At 61.7% G+C, this 15,339-nt stretch carries 13 protein-coding genes; 7 read left to right on the top strand and 6 right to left on the bottom strand.

Annotated features, from left to right (window positions below; translation table 11 throughout):
• Positions 1 to 3 precede the first annotated feature (3 nt).
• Positions 4 to 2,319 carry an FdhF/YdeP family oxidoreductase gene (locus IVB19_RS06290; RefSeq protein ID WP_247821124.1) on the bottom strand — a complete coding sequence of 772 codons (2,316 nt, stop codon included), beginning with the start codon at positions 2,317 to 2,319 and terminating at the stop codon, positions 4 to 6.
• 240 nt (positions 2,320 to 2,559) lie between these two features.
• Here IVB19_RS06290 and IVB19_RS06285 point away from each other — a divergent pair, with 240 nt between their 5' ends.
• Complete coding sequence (locus IVB19_RS06285) at positions 2,560 to 3,807, top strand: cupin domain-containing protein (protein WP_247821123.1); 1,248 nt, start codon at positions 2,560 to 2,562, stop codon at positions 3,805 to 3,807.
• A gap of 262 nt (positions 3,808 to 4,069) precedes the next feature.
• Here IVB19_RS06285 and cydB read toward each other — a convergent pair whose 3' ends face one another.
• From cydB to fdhD, 3 genes are all read right to left on the bottom strand, one after another.
• Positions 4,070 to 5,056 (bottom strand): cytochrome d ubiquinol oxidase subunit II, encoded by a 987-nt coding sequence (gene cydB / locus IVB19_RS06280; RefSeq protein WP_247376734.1) that lies wholly within the window; start codon positions 5,054 to 5,056, stop codon positions 4,070 to 4,072.
• A 2-nt stretch (positions 5,057 to 5,058) separates the two neighbouring features.
• On the bottom strand, positions 5,059 to 6,468 hold the full coding sequence (locus IVB19_RS06275; RefSeq protein ID WP_247821122.1) for a cytochrome ubiquinol oxidase subunit I: 1,410 nt from the start codon (positions 6,466 to 6,468) through the stop codon (positions 5,059 to 5,061).
• A 156-nt stretch (positions 6,469 to 6,624) separates the two neighbouring features.
• Positions 6,625 to 7,452 (bottom strand): formate dehydrogenase accessory sulfurtransferase FdhD, encoded by an 828-nt coding sequence (gene fdhD, locus IVB19_RS06270; protein ID WP_247376730.1) that lies wholly within the window; start codon positions 7,450 to 7,452, stop codon positions 6,625 to 6,627.
• A 252-nt stretch (positions 7,453 to 7,704) separates the two neighbouring features.
• Between fdhD and IVB19_RS06265 the strand changes: the two genes are divergently transcribed.
• The 6 genes from IVB19_RS06265 to IVB19_RS06240 all read left to right on the top strand — a co-directional run bounded on the left by IVB19_RS06265 (position 7,705) and on the right by IVB19_RS06240 (position 12,824).
• Positions 7,705 to 8,154, top strand: coding sequence for a DUF2231 domain-containing protein (locus IVB19_RS06265; protein WP_247485607.1), 450 nt, complete (start codon positions 7,705 to 7,707; stop codon positions 8,152 to 8,154).
• Complete coding sequence (locus IVB19_RS06260) at positions 8,151 to 9,500, top strand: PQQ-dependent sugar dehydrogenase (RefSeq protein ID WP_247821121.1); 1,350 nt, start codon at positions 8,151 to 8,153, stop codon at positions 9,498 to 9,500. Before IVB19_RS06265 ends, IVB19_RS06260 begins: the two co-directional genes overlap by 4 nt.
• A gap of 124 nt (positions 9,501 to 9,624) precedes the next feature.
• A complete protein-coding gene (locus IVB19_RS40335) occupies positions 9,625 to 9,909 on the top strand; it encodes a YodC family protein (protein WP_346283660.1) in 285 nt (94 codons plus the stop codon).
• Between the two features lie 532 nt (positions 9,910 to 10,441).
• The gene (locus tag IVB19_RS06250; RefSeq protein WP_247821120.1) at positions 10,442 to 11,047 is read left to right on the top strand and encodes an ABC transporter ATP-binding protein; all 606 of its coding nucleotides are present in this window, start codon (positions 10,442 to 10,444) and stop codon (positions 11,045 to 11,047) included.
• On the top strand, positions 11,037 to 11,870 hold the full coding sequence (locus tag IVB19_RS06245) for an ABC transporter permease (protein WP_247821119.1): 834 nt from the start codon (positions 11,037 to 11,039) through the stop codon (positions 11,868 to 11,870). Before IVB19_RS06250 ends, IVB19_RS06245 begins: the two co-directional genes overlap by 11 nt.
• A gap of 417 nt (positions 11,871 to 12,287) precedes the next feature.
• Complete coding sequence (locus IVB19_RS06240) at positions 12,288 to 12,824, top strand: cytochrome family protein (RefSeq protein ID WP_247821118.1); 537 nt, start codon at positions 12,288 to 12,290, stop codon at positions 12,822 to 12,824.
• Positions 12,825 to 12,848: 24 nt separating this feature from the next.
• Here the strand turns inward: IVB19_RS06240 and IVB19_RS06235 are convergent, their stop codons facing one another.
• Both IVB19_RS06235 and IVB19_RS06230 read right to left on the bottom strand, forming a co-directional pair.
• On the bottom strand, positions 12,849 to 14,225 hold the full coding sequence (locus IVB19_RS06235; protein WP_247376837.1) for a sensor histidine kinase: 1,377 nt from the start codon (positions 14,223 to 14,225) through the stop codon (positions 12,849 to 12,851).
• Between the two features lie 60 nt (positions 14,226 to 14,285).
• On the bottom strand, positions 14,286 to 14,966 hold the full coding sequence (locus IVB19_RS06230) for a response regulator transcription factor (RefSeq protein WP_276017731.1): 681 nt from the start codon (positions 14,964 to 14,966) through the stop codon (positions 14,286 to 14,288).
• Positions 14,967 to 15,339: the final 373 nt, after the last annotated feature.

Genomic DNA, 15,339 nt, shown 5'->3' with positions numbered 1-15,339 from the left:
GCTCTAATCCTGATGCGGGGACTCGTCCGTCACGTCGGCGCCGGTCCGCTCGATCCGGACCGGGATGCCCTTGGAAGACGGTGTGAAGCTGAGAGGATCGTGCGCATAGAGCGGCACCAGCGGATTGGTCTCGGGGTAGTAGGCCGCGCAGCAGCCGTTCGGGAACGAATATCCGACGACGCGGAAGTTGCGCACCCGCCGCTCTCTTCCATCCGTCGATACGGTCACCAGATCGACGCGATCGCCGTCCGCAAGCCCGCGCTTGTCCAGCTCGAACTGATTGAGGAACACGATGTCGCGCTGGCCATAGACACCTCGATAGCGATCGGACAGCGAATAGAGAGTGGTATTGTACTGATCATGGCTGCGGATTGTGCTCAGCCAGAGCGTCTCCGGATGATCGTCGTTCGGATCTTCGCCAACGCCGTCGAAGACCAGAAAATTGGCCTTGCCGCTCGGCGTCGCCCAGATGCGCTCGCGCGCGGTTGAGACGAGATGGAAGCCGCCGGGCACGCGAATTCGCTCGTTGTAGGCCTGGAATATCGGAAGCACGACCTCGATCGCCTCACGAATGCGATCATAGTCGGCGACGAAACCGTCCCAATCGACGACGGAGGACTGCCCTAGAGTCGCCCGGGCCATGCCGGCAACAATCGCGGGCTCACTCAAAAGATGCTCGGACGCGGGCTGGTTGCGACCGGCGGACGCGTGCACCATCGACATGGAATCCTCCACGGTAACGGACTGCGGCCCGGTCGCCTGTATATCTATCTCTGTGCGGCCAAGGCACGGCAGGATCAGGGCATCGCGCCCGTGAATCAGGTGACTGCGGTTGAGTTTGGTCGAGACGTGGACCGTGAGATCGAGCCGCCTGAGCGCATCTTGCGTCAGCTGCCAATCGGGAATGGCAGCAGCAAAGTTGCCGCCCATCGCGATGAACACCTTGGCGTCACCGCGAATCATCGCTTCGAGGGCCGTGACGACATTATGGCCGTGGGCACGAGGAGTCTTGAAACCGAAGCGGAATTCCAGCCGATCGAGAAAGTGTTCGGACGGCGTCTCGGTGATGCCGACTGTACGATCTCCCTGCACGTTCGAATGGCCGCGGACCGGGCAGATGCCTGCGCCCTCCCGGCCGATATGGCCGCGCAGCAGGGCGAGATTGGCCAATTGCTGAACGTTCTGCGCGCCGCGCCGATGCTGGGTGATGCCCATGCCATAGACGATGATCGCGCGCTCGGCTTTCATGTAGACTTGCGCGGCATATTCGATCTCTTCGCGACTGAGCCCCGAGTAACGCTCGATATCCGTCCAAGGCGTGGCGCTCAGGTCACTCACCAGTTCATCAAGGCCTCGGGTGTGATCAGTGATGAAATCCCAGTCCAGAACGGCCTGCGCGCCTCTCGCCCGTGCCGCTGCGTCTTCATCGACCAGAACCTTCATGAGGCCCTTGATCACCGCGACGTCACCGCCGACCCGCACCTGATAGAGGCGCGAGCTGATCTGCGTCGAGCTCAGCGTCGCCATCTCGATCGGGCTCTGCGGGGCCTGAAAACGTTCAAGCGCGCGCTCACGGAACGGATTGAACGAGATGATCGAAGCACCACGACGGGCGGCATCGCGCAGATTGGTCATCATGCGCGGGCTGTTGGTACCTGGGTTCTGGCCAAAAATGAAGATGCAGTCTGCCTTGTCGAAATCCTCCAGCAGGACCGTCCCCTTGCCCACACCGATGGACTGCGGCAGGCCGACGCTCGTTGCCTCGTGGCACATGTTGGAACAATCGGGGAAATTGTTGGTGCCGTATTCCCGCACAAAGAGCTGATAGAGAAAGGCGGCTTCGTTCGAGGTGCGGCCGGAGGTATAGAACTCCGCCATGTTCGGGTCGGGCAGCGCGTTCAGATGGCGACCGGTGATCGAGAACGCCTCGCTCCAGCTCACCGGGAGGTAGCTGTCCGTTGCTCCGTCATAGGCCATCGGATGCGTGAGGCGACCCACCATTTCGAGATCATAGTCACTCCAGGTAGCAAGCTCTGCCACCGAGTGTTCGGCGAAGAACTCCGGCGTGCAGCGCTTGGCAGTCGCTTCCCACGCCACCGCCTTGGCACCATTCTCGCAGAACTCGAATGACGAGGTGTGTTTCGGATCGGGCCAGGCGCACCCGGGACAGTCGAAACCTTTGGGCTGATTCATGCGTCGGAGCGTGTTCGCCCCCTTTAACGGAATCCGCTGCTCGATCAGGTGCTCGCTGAGAGCCTTGAGCGCACCCCAACCACCGGCCGGATGATGATAGGGGTGAATGTCTTTCCGTTCCGACATCGCGAGAGCCTCTGCGGGTATCGATGCAGAACAGTTGCAATTCCGGCCGCTGACTTTCTTTCGAGAATGCCGGTTCGTGCCAGCACGACGGACCGGAAGGTGGGATCACGAAGACGTCGCAGTGCATTCTGGAAAAGCTGATGCCTTCTCCGGATTGGTACATGTCGGCGCTTTCCTAACTCCATCGAGAGAGAGGCCGCTGTTGACGGCTCTGCAGAGCGATCCTTTGGAGGTACGATCATGATTTCGAGACGAAACCTGCTGGCGGCATCGGCAATGGGCGCGGCGATGACGGTGTCCGCAGCGAAGGCCGGATCCTTCGGCAATCCGGACGAGCCGCCGCAGGGCGCCATCAACGCAAAAGGTCCGGGAAATCTTCGTGATCCGGGCCCGCAGAGTGAGGTTCTGGGCAACCAGTTTCCCTCCGCACAAAATCCCCCCGCGACAGATGTCGGCGGCATGCCGACACCGTGGGCCTCCTTCAACAACGCGCCGAAGCGGATCCAGAATGGCGGATGGGCGCGGCAGGTCACAGTTGCCGATTTTGCCATTTCCAAGGAGATCTCCGGCGTCAACATGCGCTTGACGGCCGGCGGCATCCGCGAGTTGCACTGGCACCAGGCTGCCGAGTGGGCCATCATGACCTATGGCACGTGCCGTGTGACGGTTCTCGATGCGCAGGGCCGCCCCTATGCTGCGGACGTCAAGGAGGGTGATCTCTGGTACTTCCCGCCGGGAGCGCCGCACTCACTACAGGGCTTGGGCCCGGATGGATGCGAATTCGTGATCTGCTTCGATGACGGGCATGCCGATGAATTCAATACCCTGCTCGTCACGGACTGGTTCGCGCATACACAGCCCGAGGTCCTGGCCAAGAACTTTGGCGTCCCGGCAGATACATTTTCGAAGATCCCGCTGCACAATCTTTGGATATTCCAGGGCACCGTGCCCGGTGACCTCGCCGGCGACCGCGCCGCGATTCAGAAGGAAGCCCCCGTCCCCACCCATCCCTTCATCTTCCCGCTCGGATCCTCCCGTCCGTTCAGATCGTCCGATACTGGAACCATCCAGATCGCCGACAGCAGCAATTTCAAGGTTTCGACCGCACTAGCGGCCGCGCTGGTCACAGTTCGTCCCGGCGGCATCAGGGAGATGCACTGGCACCCTAATGCGGACGAGTGGCAATACTACATCAAGGGCAAGGCGCGCATGACGGTGTTTGACACCGGGCCGAACGCTCTGACGATGGACTTCAATGCCGGCGACATCGGCTATGTCAGGCGGAACCTTGGCCACTATGTCGAGAACGTCGGCGACACCGATCTCCAATTCATCGGCGTGTTCCGCTCCTCCCGCTACGAAGAAGTCTCGCTCTCCAACTGGCTCACGCACACGCCGCCGAAACTCGTGGCGCAGCATCTCAATGTCGACGAACGCACGATCGCGGGTTGGCCCGACAATACGCCGGGCGTGATGGCGAAGCGATAAACCCAACCCTTCGCTCGATTGAACGTGCGAAAGACCATCGATCAGAAGAATCTGATCGATGGCCTTCGTGGCCGGCCCTTTCGCTTTCGGAGCGTATGCCGGAGCATGCCGACGACGCGATGTCGTCAAATCACCCTCACGTCCTCGAAGATCTGGCGATCTGACTCAGCGTTTCCGAACGAACAAACAACTCCGCCGCGCGTGCGTCGGCACCGGTCCCAGCGAGCATCGCGCGCGCTTCCGCGGATAAAGGGGAAGGATCTTAGTGATCGGGTGTCGTTCCCACCTTGCCTCTGAACACCCGATACCCGATCGCGACATACAGCACCATCAAGGGGAAGACGAAGAGGCCCTCGCCCCAGAACATGAAGGCGAGACTGGCGTGAGGCGCCGCCGCCTCGTCAATGGTGATGGCAAACGGAATCATGTAAGGCCAGAAGGACAGTGCCAGCGTTCCAAACGCCGCGACAAAGATGACGGCGACAGCGGCGAACGGCCAGCGGTCGTTGTGATGGAGGATGCTGCTGGCCAGCACGACCGCGGCCACGGCTCCGACCGCCGGAAATACGAACAGGTAGGGCCGGTCGAGCCAGCGATGCATGATCGGAAGGTTTTCGATCAGGGCGTGCGCAAAGACGATGATCAGAAACGCCAGGACGGCGAGCGCCAGCCCGGGAATCTGGCGACGAGCCGTGTCACGGACGCCAGACCGGCACTTTTGCACCAGCCAGCTGGCGCCCAGAAGAGCATAGCCGAGGCACAGCCCGATGCCGCACATCAGCGAGAACGGGCTCAGCCAGCCCAAAACACCGCCGACATAGGCCCCGTTGGTGAACTTCAGGCCCTGCACGAGCGCACCAACCGTCACGCCTTGCATGAAGCTTGCAGCGAACGACCCGCCCACGAAGCTCACATCCCAGATCCAGCGAAACTGCGGCGCCGCCCTGTGGCGAAACTCGAAGGCCACCCCGCGCAGGATCAACCCAAGCAGCATGATGATGACGGGCAGATAGAAGGCCGACAGCAGCGTGGCATAGACGAGTGGAAACGCACCCCACAGGATCACGCCGGCGACGACGAGCCAGGTCTCATTGCCATCCCAGACCGGCGCGACAGTATCGAGCATCGTGTCGCGATTCGCCTCGGTGCCGGCGAGACCAAACAACATGCCGACCCCGAGATCGAATCCATCGAGCAACAGATAGATCAATATGCTGATGGCCAGAAGAGCAACCCAGAACAAGACCATCTCTATTCTCCTGCGCTCGGGTAAACTGACTGAATGAGCTTCGGGTCGGCGAGCGACATCGGGCGGTTTGGAGAGGCGCCGTGCGGCGCCTCGACGACCAGGCGCGTCGGACCGGTGCGTAAAAGCCGATAGATGTAGAATGTGCCGAAAGAGAAGATGAAGAGATAAACCACTCCGAATAGCACAAGCGAGGTCATCGCCGCGGGCGCCGTCAGGAACGGCGTCACGGCGTCGGCCGTCCGCAGCAATCCGTAGATCGCCCAGGGCTGTCGTCCCACCTCGGCAACATACCAGCCGGTGAGGATGGCAATGAACGGAAGCGGGAAACTGAGGAAGATGGCCCAAAGCATGGCGCGGTTTCGGCGCAGGCGCCGTTTGATGCTCAGATAGGACCCGAACCACGCGATCGCGAGCATGATCAGCCCGCAGCCGACCATGATGCGGAACGTTAGGAACGGTATCAGCACCGGCGGGCGATCCTGCGGCACGAAGTCGGTTAGCCCCACCTCCTTCGAGGTCAGGCTCGAGCTGGCGATGATGCTGCCGAGAATCGGCACTTTGATCTCGTATTTGTTGCTTTCAGTCGCCGGATCGGGAAGCCCGATAAGCACTTCACTCGCAGGCTGCTCGTCATGCCAGCGTCCCTCGATGGCCGCGAACTTTGCCGGCTGGTAGTCGTGAACGTAGTCGCCGACCAGGTGACCGAACACGAGCTGGACGGGGATCAGAAGCGCTGCGAGGAACAGTCCCATCCTCAGCATCACCCTGGACTCGGCGTAGTGGTCGCCACGCAACACATACCATGCACCGGTCGCAGCAACGCAGAATGCACCCGTGAGGTAGGCCGCCAGCAGCATGTGCGGAAAGCGCGACCATACGACCGAGTTGAAGATGATCTTCGTCCAATCGTCTGGCACGAAGTAGCCGTTCTGCAGGACATAACCGACCGGCACCTGCATCCAGCTGTTGTTGGTCATGATCCAGAAGGCGGACAACGTGGTCCCGAGCGACACCATCGCGGTGGAGAACAGATAGAACCTTGGCGGCACTCGCTTGCGTCCGAACACCAGGACTCCGAAGAAGCTGGCTTCCAGCATGAACGCCGTGAAGGTTTCGTAGGAGAGAAGCGGCCCCTGAATAGGCCCGGACATCTTCGCCAGGACGCTCCAGTTCGTTCCGAACTGGAATCCCATGACGACGCCCGAGACGACGCCCATGCCGAAGGCGACGCCGAAGATCTTGAGCCAGAATTCGAACAGCGCCTGATAGACGGGACGGCCCGTTCGCATGTGCATTGCTTCGAGGACGGTCAGCCAGGCCGCAAGACCGATCGTGAAGGCCGGGAATATGATGTGAAATGAAATGGTGAAGCCGAACTGTATCCGCGACAGCAGAAGCGCCGTTGCATCCATGTGAACATCCTCTTCCCCTCACGGACCGCGTTAATCCCCGCCTTGATGCAGGTAGGAGCTGCTTCACCGCGGCCTTTTCCGCTGCGAACGGATTTTGCGCATTTGCACGCGGAGCGGTCCAGGCGGCGGCGTGATCCTGTGGGCGCCAGCAGCCTGTCAGGCCGCGACAGTCGGGAAGTCGGAAAAGATCAGGCGATTGGGATGGGTAAAGATCTCATATCCGTCTGAACGGGCGACCGCGATCAGCGTGATGCCCGCCTGATCGGCGGTCTCGACAGCGAGCGAGGTCGGCGCCGAGACCGCGACGAGGACAGGAGCGCCGATCCGCGCGGTTTTCTGCACCATCTCGACGGACAAGCGGCTTGTTAGAAGGATCGCACCGCCTGTCCGCGCCATGTTCTCCCGCAAGAGCGCACCGGCGAGCTTGTCGAGTGCGTTGTGACGGCCAACATCCTCGCGCACCAGACCTATGCCGTTGTGCGGTTGCCAGAAGGCAGCGGCGTGCACGCTCCGTGTCTTCTGATTGAGCTCTTGCAATGGCGCCAGTGCGCTCATGGCGTTCAACAGGTCGCGCGCGCGAAAGGTCGCTGTGGTTGAAACATGCGGTGGCGTGGGACAGGCCTGCTCCAGGCTTTCGATCCCACATAAGCCGCAGCCGACCGGACCGATCATGGCCCGGCGACGCGCCGAGAGCTCGTCCGCCCGGTCTCGGCCCAGCCACATTCGGACCTCGATCCCGAGGCTGCTCTTCACGATCTCGATGCTGGCAATCTCGTCCGCCTGCTCGATGATCCCTTCCGTCAGGGCAAAGCCAACTCCGAAATCCTCCAGATCGGCCGGCGTGGCCATCATCACTGCGTTGGTGGACCCGCCAAAGGTGAGCGCAATCGCCCTCTCCTCGGCCACATATCTCGATGAAAGGGTGGGGTTTCCACCGCACCAGAGAAGCTTCGCACGCTGCCGAAGCGTGCCATCGCTGATCATTGCTGCTCCTTCCAAGTACCGTACCCGTTAAGATAGCCTCGCCTGCCGACAGACGTTTCCTGCACCGCGATCGCATTTTCTTGATCGCACGACGGCGCCTCTGGGCAATCGACGCGCCCTTGCCGCGTGCGAATTCGAAAGATCATTCGGTCATCGACGACGATATCGGAGGCAAGCCCAACCAGGCCGATAGGGCCCCCTGAACATTCTTGGGCTTGAGGACAGCGAACTCAATGCACGGAGCGTACGAGCATGAATAAGCCGGAAAGTACTGACCTCGCCGACCGACCACGGGCAGGTGCACTCAGACGACCTATTCACCAGATCCTGGTGCCATTTCCAGTCGCTTACTTTGCGGCGGCATTCGCGACCGACCTGGCCTATTGGAGGACCGCCGAAGTGATGTGGTACCGGTTTTCCGTCTGGCTGATCGCGGGCGGACTGGTCATGGCTGCGCTTGTCGCGCTGGCCGCGATGGTCGATCTCTTTCGTAACCAAAGACCGGCATGGACCCACGCACTTGCCTACGCGACCGCGGTCGTTCTGTCCGTTCTCAACGTCCTTGTCCATAGCCGGGACGGCTATACTGCGGTCGTACCCACGGGGCTAACCCTCTCGGGCGTCGTCGTCATTGTTCTGCTTTTCGCGATCTCCCCCGGCTGGTCGTTGACGCATCGCTATCGCATCGGAGCAAAGGCATGACCGGAATCAAGACGAGCTTGCCGCGGGTTGCTGCCATCATGACCGCTGTCGCCGGATTGGGTCTGGCCGGCTGCAACGACACTGGAGGTGACCCGAAGCTGCAGATCGGCGCAAATCCCGTGCTGCCCCCGCTGCATCAATATCTGCTGCCACCGATCCGGATTGCGACACCGGTGGGCTGGGGATCCGAGACACCCAAGGTCCCGCAGGGGCTGCAGGTCCATGCGCTTGCCACAGGGCTGCAGCACCCGAGATCGGTTTACGTCCTGCCGAACGGCGACGTGCTGGTCGTCGAGAGCAACGGTCCAAAGGCGCCGATTTTCCGTCCCAAGGATCTGGTCACCGGCGTGGTAGAGACGCTCGCCGGTGCCAAGGCGAAGGACGCCAACCGGATCACATTGCTCCGCGACACCAATGGCGATGGCATTCCCGACGTACGGACGGTGTTTCTGGATCACCTCAATTCTCCGTTCGGCGTCGCGCTGGTCGGTCACGATCTCTACGTCGCAAATACGGATGCGATCATGCGCTATCCGTATCAGGACGGGCAGACCAGCATCACCGCCAAAGGTACCAAGCTGACCGATCTGCCGGGTGGACCGATCGATCACCATTGGACGAAGAGCCTTCTGGCGAGCCCGGACGGATCCAAGCTTTATGTCGGCGTCGGGTCGAACAGCAATATTGCGGAAAACGGTATCCAAGCCGAGTACGAGCGCGCCGCCATCTGGGAAGTCGATCGCGCGACCGGCGCTCACCGCATCTTCGCCAGCGGCACGCGCAATCCGACCGGGCTACAGTGGGAGCCGACGACCGGCAAGATGTGGGCGATAGCCAACGAACGCGACGAGATCGGCCCCGACCTGGTGCCGGACTATCTCACCTCAGTGCAGGATGGCGGGTTCTACGGCTGGCCGTACAGCTACTACGGTCAGCATCTCGATCCGCGCGTTCAGCCGCAACGGCCCGATCTGGTCGCCAAAGCGATCGTGCCGGACTACGCCCTGAGCTCCCACGTGGCTCCCCTGGGATTTGCCATGTCGTCCGGCCACAATCTTCCTGCGACCTATCAGAGCGGCGCCTTCGTCGGAGAGCACGGCAGCTGGGATCGAACTCCCCTCAACGGCTACAAGGTGGTCTTCGTCCCCTTCAGGGATGGCAAACCTTCCGGCCCAGCGCAGGACGTCGTCACTGGCTTCCTCGATGCGAACAACCACACCCATGGCCGGCCTGTCGGCCTCGCCGTGGATCGGAGTGGCGCACTGTTGATTGCCGACGACGTCGGCAATGCGGTGTGGCGGGTCTCATCGGCTGGTATCTCGGCTTCGCCAAAGCCGGCCTCGTAGCGACCGAAACGACGTGTGGCCGAGACGGCCTGGGAACAGGCCCGCCTCGCCCCTCGTGGGATAACTCTTGTCATCGAATTTAGTCGGACCGGCGCGGCGAGCGCCTACCTTGAAATCAGAACGGATGGAGCTTGGCATGTCTCCGCGAACCAAACGACGCATCACTGTTGCGACGCTGCTTCTTGCGATCGGCGCATCGTGTCCGGCACTCGCCTCCACAGCATCTTTATCCTCGAAAGGCGACGCCATGGTCCAATTCGAGCGGGGCGAACTCGTCAGGTTGCGATCTGGAGGACCTATGATGACAGTCACCGCGGTCAAGGACGACCAGGTGAAGTGCATTTGGACAGACGATAGCGGCCAACCCGACGATGCCACCTTCCCGGCCGACGTGCTGCAGAAATTCTGATCGAGCTGTTTTGCAATCGTCCTGGGGGCAAGAGTGTGATTACGCTGGTGGCAGTTCTCTGCAACGGAGCACTTGCCTGGAAAAGGTCGTCACCAATAGCGAGCAGTCCGGCATCACCATGAGCGCCTGCGAGACCAATGCCCAGACCGGAATCGCCGACTGGCTCTCGCCTGGCCCATACAGCCAGTGGAAGTTACAGGGGTACAAGTGAGTGATTGGACCGTATACTCCCAAACGTGCGGCCCAGGCTTCGCGTGTCGCCATCTCTCATGATATCATTCTGACCCGACCTATCCGACCCGGGCTATCCACCGTCTCGTGATCGTTGGACCTCCCCCGGCTTTTTCGCGTGGCGCCTGTCGAGAGACTTTCCGTGGCAACAAGACCGAACGGCGTCGCGAATGACATTGGGACAGTAGTGGGTGCCTCTCCGCAGGCCGCAGCCGAGCCCGAGCCGACTACAATCACCCACCTCGAGACCAGACATCTGTCACGACAGGTGGCTGGGCGCGTTCTCGTTCAGGACGTCAGTGTGCAGGTATTGGCCGGCGAGATACTCGCCGTCGTTGGACCAAGTGGGGCCGGGAAGTCATCGTTCCTCCGGCTGCTCAATCGTCTGGACGAGCCTACGTCCGGTACCGTCCTGCTCAAATCGCAAGACTACCGTTCCCTCACCCCACCGGAGTTGCGGCGCCGCGTTGGCATGGTGATGCAGACGGCGTATCTCTTCCCGGGCACCATCGCCGCCAACATCGCTTTTGGGCCGCACCAACGCGGCAAGATGCTGGCGCCTGCGCAAATCGAGGGTCTCCTTGAGCGCGTCCGCTTGCCCGGACTTGCCGATCGCGACGTCAGCAACCTCTCGGGCGGCGAAGCACAACGCGTTGCGCTGGCGCGGACCCTTGCGAACGAGCCCGAGGTGCTGTTGCTGGATGAGCCGACCTCCGCCCTCGACGAGGCGTCAGTTCGCGGCATCGAGGAGCTCGTTCTCGGCATCGTCAGGGAACGGCGAATGACGTGCCTCATCGTCACGCACAATCGCGCCCAGGCGGAACGGCTCGCGGGGCGGACGATGGTCATGCAAGCGGGCCGGCTGGCCGCGCTCGGCCCCACGGAGCAGGTTCTGCATGCTGGCTGAGCTCCAAAACAGTATCGGCGGCGACGTGTTGACTGGCCTCGCGCAGGCCGGCGGGGCGATCGCGCTGTGCGCGGCCGTCGTCGCGCTGTGTCGCTGGCAATCCGTGCATGTGGAGCGCGAGGCGGTCGTCGCGATGGCGCGCGGCCTCGTGCAGATGGTTCTGGTCGGCCTCGTACTGGCCCTTCTGCTGCACGGCCGTCTGCTGATCGGCTGCCTCATCCTCTTCTTGATGGCGATCGCCGCAGCGATGACGGCGGCCCAACGTCTCAAGGGAATGGCTGGTACACTTCCGCTCTGTTTGTGGTCGATCACCGCAGGTGCAGGCACCGTCATCGCGGTGATGCTCGCGACCCGCAGTCTTCAGCCGGATATTTCAATGCTCGTCCCGGTCGGCAGCATGATCATCGCCAACGCGATGAATGCGTGCGCACAGGCAATCGAGCGTCTCCGAGCAGAGGTTCTTGCCCACGTCGGCCAGATCGAGGCGGGCCTGTCGCTCGGCGCGGAGCCCGCCGTTACCGTTGCGCCTTATCTTCAGAGTGCCGTCTATGCGAGCCTGCTGCCCCGCCTTGACATGATGAAATCCCTGGGACTGGTGTGGATCCCGGGAGTGATGGCCGGCATGGTGGTTTCGGGCATCAGTCCGGTCTATGCGGGCATCTACCAATTCATCATTGTGGCAATGATCCTGGCCGCCTCCGGCATCACGGGCCTCGTTGCAACGGTTCTCATGCGCTCACGCGCGTTTTCCGCCGCGGCCCAACTCACGATTCGGTCGGCGGAGACAATGGCCTCGAGCCGTGCGTCTGGGCAAGCACGCTGATTGAGTCTCCCGGCAGGTTCTTGCCGCACCCGAAAAGCCGTCCAAGCTGGCGCCAGCATCGTGCAATTGCGAAAGGCTTCGGCTCTTTGAGAGCCTAGTTCTAGCTCGAGCAACGGCAATCTGCGAGTTGAGACGATGATCCTCCTACCGCTCATGACCGCCTGGATCTGGTTCCAGATATTGACGGCCTCACCGCTGCCGGCGTTGGCTTTGAAATCACACCTTGCGCGTGGCTCACGGGAAGGTCGATAGCGGCTTTTGCCAGCGGAGCCGCGGTTTGCGCCATTTCGCTGGGCGCGGGCGACAGAACCGTCGTGCGGGAGGCGCTCGGTAAGCGTGACGACTGCAATGCCGGCCTGACGGAGCGGATTTCCCGGCCGTCGATGACACCGGCTACCCACGTTCGGAACAACCACCATGAACCTTGGCCCGTTGGCGTCGATATCGAAGAGCTCGCTGGCGCTTGGCCTGCTGTCAGCTTCCATCGTGATCCTGCTGACAACCGCCTTTGTGCGCCTGCCCGGAGCTCATGCGGGCTCAGCAGGCGTCTCCGCTCAACCGGCGACGTATCTGCCGAGCATCAGCGACATGATGATCGGCACGATACAGCCCAGGCACGAGCGGATATGGCGTGCCGAACAGGCCGGCAACTGGAATTTGGCCGCCTACGAGCTAGGCAATCTCCGCGGTGCCTTCGGCCGACTCGGACGTGCGCATCCAATGGAACAGGGCACCCCGTTCCCCGACATGATCGAGTCAGTTATCCAAAAGCCGCTCGGGGACCTGAAGGATGCGATTGATCGGAGGGACGACGCCGATTTTGGTAAGGCCTATGACGAGCTCAGCGACGCCTGCAACTCCTGTCACCAGGCGTTGAACCACGGCACGATCGTGATTGGCCGCCCGGCCGGCCCATCCCAATCAGACCTGATTTTCGACAAAGCTGGACGGTAGCGACGCATCTGCCCGGTGCTTCGATCATATCTGCGACGAGTTTGGTCCATTTGCCTTGTCCAGACAGACGATCTCGATCCGCCCTCCCGAGCCGGGATGGATGATCAGCCGGAAGCCATGCAGCTTGGTGATGGCCGCCACCAGGCTAAGTCCGAGCCCGGCACCCGGCGTGTTGCGCATCTTGTCGGAGCGGTAGAACCGCCGCAGCACGGCTTCACGCTCCTGTTCGCCGATGCCCGGCCCGGTATCGCTCACGCGCACGATGGTTTCCCTGTGCCCACGCAGGAGGTCCAGGCCGACCTTCCCGCCCGCCGGCGTGAACTTGATCGCGTTGTCGACGAGATTCGCCACCGCCTCGAAGAGCAGATCCCGGTCACCCCAAACGTGCAGCTTGCGGTCGATATCCACGCCAAGCTTGATGCTCTTGTCCTCGGCGATCGGTTCGTAGATGTCACATACCTCTCGCAAGATTTCATGAAGCGCAACGTTGCCGAACCCAGCCGAACGCCGGCTGTTCTCGATCTCCGTCAGTCGCAGGAGAGCGGTGATGATCGCGAGCGACTGATCAATGCCTCCGATCGCCTTGTCCGTGACGTTCTGAAGCTGCTCCAAGGTGGTTGCATGTGTACGCCCGCGCTCCAGGGACAATCGGGCGCGGGTCAACGGGGTTCGTAGATCGTGGGCAATATCGTTGCCGACGCCAGCGAGCGCGTTGATCATTGTTTCCATTTCATCGAGCATGCTGTTCACAATCACAGCCAGTCTGGAGAACGGATCATTGACGTTACGATGCGGAAGGCGCTCGCGGAGGTCGCCGGCGATGATGCGCTGAACCCGCTGATTGACCTCCTCCACCCGCCGTTGCGCGCGCACGCTCAGCCAGGCTCCGGCCAGCAAGCAAAGACAGAGCGCCGGCAAGAGCCCGAGCGCGAGGGCTTGCCCCACGACGCTCGATATTTCGCGGGTCTCGTCGACGTTCCGCCCCAACACGAGGACATCGCCGTTTTCCAGACGCCGGCCTATCGCCCGAATCAGCGGATCGCCACCGCCGACCGGCACTACCCTCGCGGCCTGTGCCGCTCCGTCGACCGTGAAGTCCCGCGGCAGCTCTCTGAGATTGCCGGCAAGCCGATTGCCGGCAGGATCGAACAATCCCGCATACTGAACGCCTCGGGAATCCTGGCCAAGGTGGTCCGAGATTGCAGCGGCGCGTCGCTCGCGCGGCAGCGCTGCCATGAAATTGAGCTGTTGAGCGATCATGCGATCGGATCGCGCAATCAGGTAGCCGTCGATCTTCCAGTAGATGAAGCCGAACAGCACGATCATGAACAGGGCGAAAACAGCGGCAACTGCCGAGGCCCAGCGGAAGGTGTTCGAGCGTATGAATTGGAGCTGGCGCATCGATCCCGACGGTTGGTGTTCGTATCTCATTCGATCGCCAGGCAACGGCGCTGGCAGCGCCTATTGCTGCGGTCGCAGAATAAACCCGGAGCCCCGGACATTGTGAATCAACTGGGGTTCCCCAGCGCCGTCGACCTTGTGCCGCAGCCGGCCCATGTGCACATCGACCAGATTGGTCGTGGCCGGGACGAACTTGTAGTTCCAGACCTCTTCGAGCAACATTGCACGGGTCAGCAACTGATCACTTCGCCGCATCATGTATTCGAGCAGGCGGAATTCGCGTGGCAACAAATCGATCTTTCGCTCGCCGCGCCTCGCAGTACGCGCGATCAGATCGAGTTCAAGAGGACCGACCCGTAACGTCGTTCCGCGGCTGTCCATGGGACGGCGAAGCAAGGCTTCTATTCTTGCTATGAGCTCCACGACTGCGAAGGGCTTCGTCAGGTAATCGTCTCCGCCGCTTCGCAACCCTCGCACCCGATCGTCGACGGCGCCGAGCGCGCTCAGCACCAGGACCGGAGTGCTAACCTGCTCCTTGCGTAGCGCCTCGATGATTGTAAGCCCGTCCATGCCGGGCAGCATGCGATCGACGATCAGGACATCGGGATGCAGCGTCCGGGCTTTGTCGAGGCCTTCGATTCCGTTTGACGCCCACTCGACCTCAAACCCAAGCTCGCTCAGCTCGGCCACGATCTCCTCGGCCGTCCCGGCGTCGTCCTCGATCAGTAGAACCTTCATCATCAGCTCGATCTCAAGTGTGCCAAAATGCCCGGCCGGCCGGCTGAAAATCATATGCTCGCTCGTTGGCAAAGTCATAGGCACCGTCCAAAATAGTCGACCGGGAATGCGCCGGACCGTGCTACCCAACGATTTGGCTTAGCGCCGCCCGCTTCGGACTAGCACGCCCCCTTGGCAAAGCGCGGCAGGCCCTCGAGGAACGACATAAACTCTCCGCTGGGGCGACGCCATTAAATAGCAATTTAACGGGCTTAGCGGGTTGGGGACCGCATGGCGCATGATCGCCCCGCCGCGGCTTCGTCGCGGCCCCGTTTGCCGCAACACTGAAATCAATTTTAGACGACATCCTGTGGCCGGCTGCTTACGTTCTGGGGTA

Source organism: Bradyrhizobium sp. 187, assembly GCF_023101005.1.
GTDB lineage: Bacteria > Pseudomonadota > Alphaproteobacteria > Rhizobiales > Xanthobacteraceae > Bradyrhizobium > Bradyrhizobium canariense_D.
The sequence above is the reverse complement of the archived record's forward strand: the minus strand, read 5'-3'. Positions and strand labels throughout refer to the sequence as shown.

Excerpts from the sequence above, each read along its gene's own strand:
- IVB19_RS06290 (WP_247821124.1), bottom strand. The coding sequence starts at position 2,319 with ATGTCGGAACGGAAAGACATTCACCCCTATCATCATCCGGCCGGTGGT.
- IVB19_RS06285 (WP_247821123.1), top strand. The coding sequence starts at position 2,560 with ATGATTTCGAGACGAAACCTGCTGGCGGCATCGGCAATGGGCGCGGCG.
- cydB (WP_247376734.1), bottom strand. The coding sequence starts at position 5,056 with ATGGTCTTGTTCTGGGTTGCTCTTCTGGCCATCAGCATATTGATCTAT.
- IVB19_RS06275 (WP_247821122.1), bottom strand. The coding sequence starts at position 6,468 with ATGGATGCAACGGCGCTTCTGCTGTCGCGGATACAGTTCGGCTTCACC.
- fdhD (WP_247376730.1), bottom strand. The coding sequence starts at position 7,452 with ATGATCAGCGATGGCACGCTTCGGCAGCGTGCGAAGCTTCTCTGGTGC.
- IVB19_RS06265 (WP_247485607.1), top strand. The coding sequence starts at position 7,705 with ATGAATAAGCCGGAAAGTACTGACCTCGCCGACCGACCACGGGCAGGT.
- IVB19_RS06260 (WP_247821121.1), top strand. The coding sequence starts at position 8,151 with ATGACCGGAATCAAGACGAGCTTGCCGCGGGTTGCTGCCATCATGACC.
- IVB19_RS40335 (WP_346283660.1), top strand. The coding sequence starts at position 9,625 with ATGGAGCTTGGCATGTCTCCGCGAACCAAACGACGCATCACTGTTGCG.
- IVB19_RS06245 (WP_247821119.1), top strand. The coding sequence starts at position 11,037 with ATGCTGGCTGAGCTCCAAAACAGTATCGGCGGCGACGTGTTGACTGGC.
- IVB19_RS06240 (WP_247821118.1), top strand. The coding sequence starts at position 12,288 with ATGAACCTTGGCCCGTTGGCGTCGATATCGAAGAGCTCGCTGGCGCTT.
- IVB19_RS06235 (WP_247376837.1), bottom strand. The coding sequence starts at position 14,225 with ATGCGCCAGCTCCAATTCATACGCTCGAACACCTTCCGCTGGGCCTCG.
- IVB19_RS06230 (WP_276017731.1), bottom strand. The coding sequence starts at position 14,966 with ATGATGAAGGTTCTACTGATCGAGGACGACGCCGGGACGGCCGAGGAG.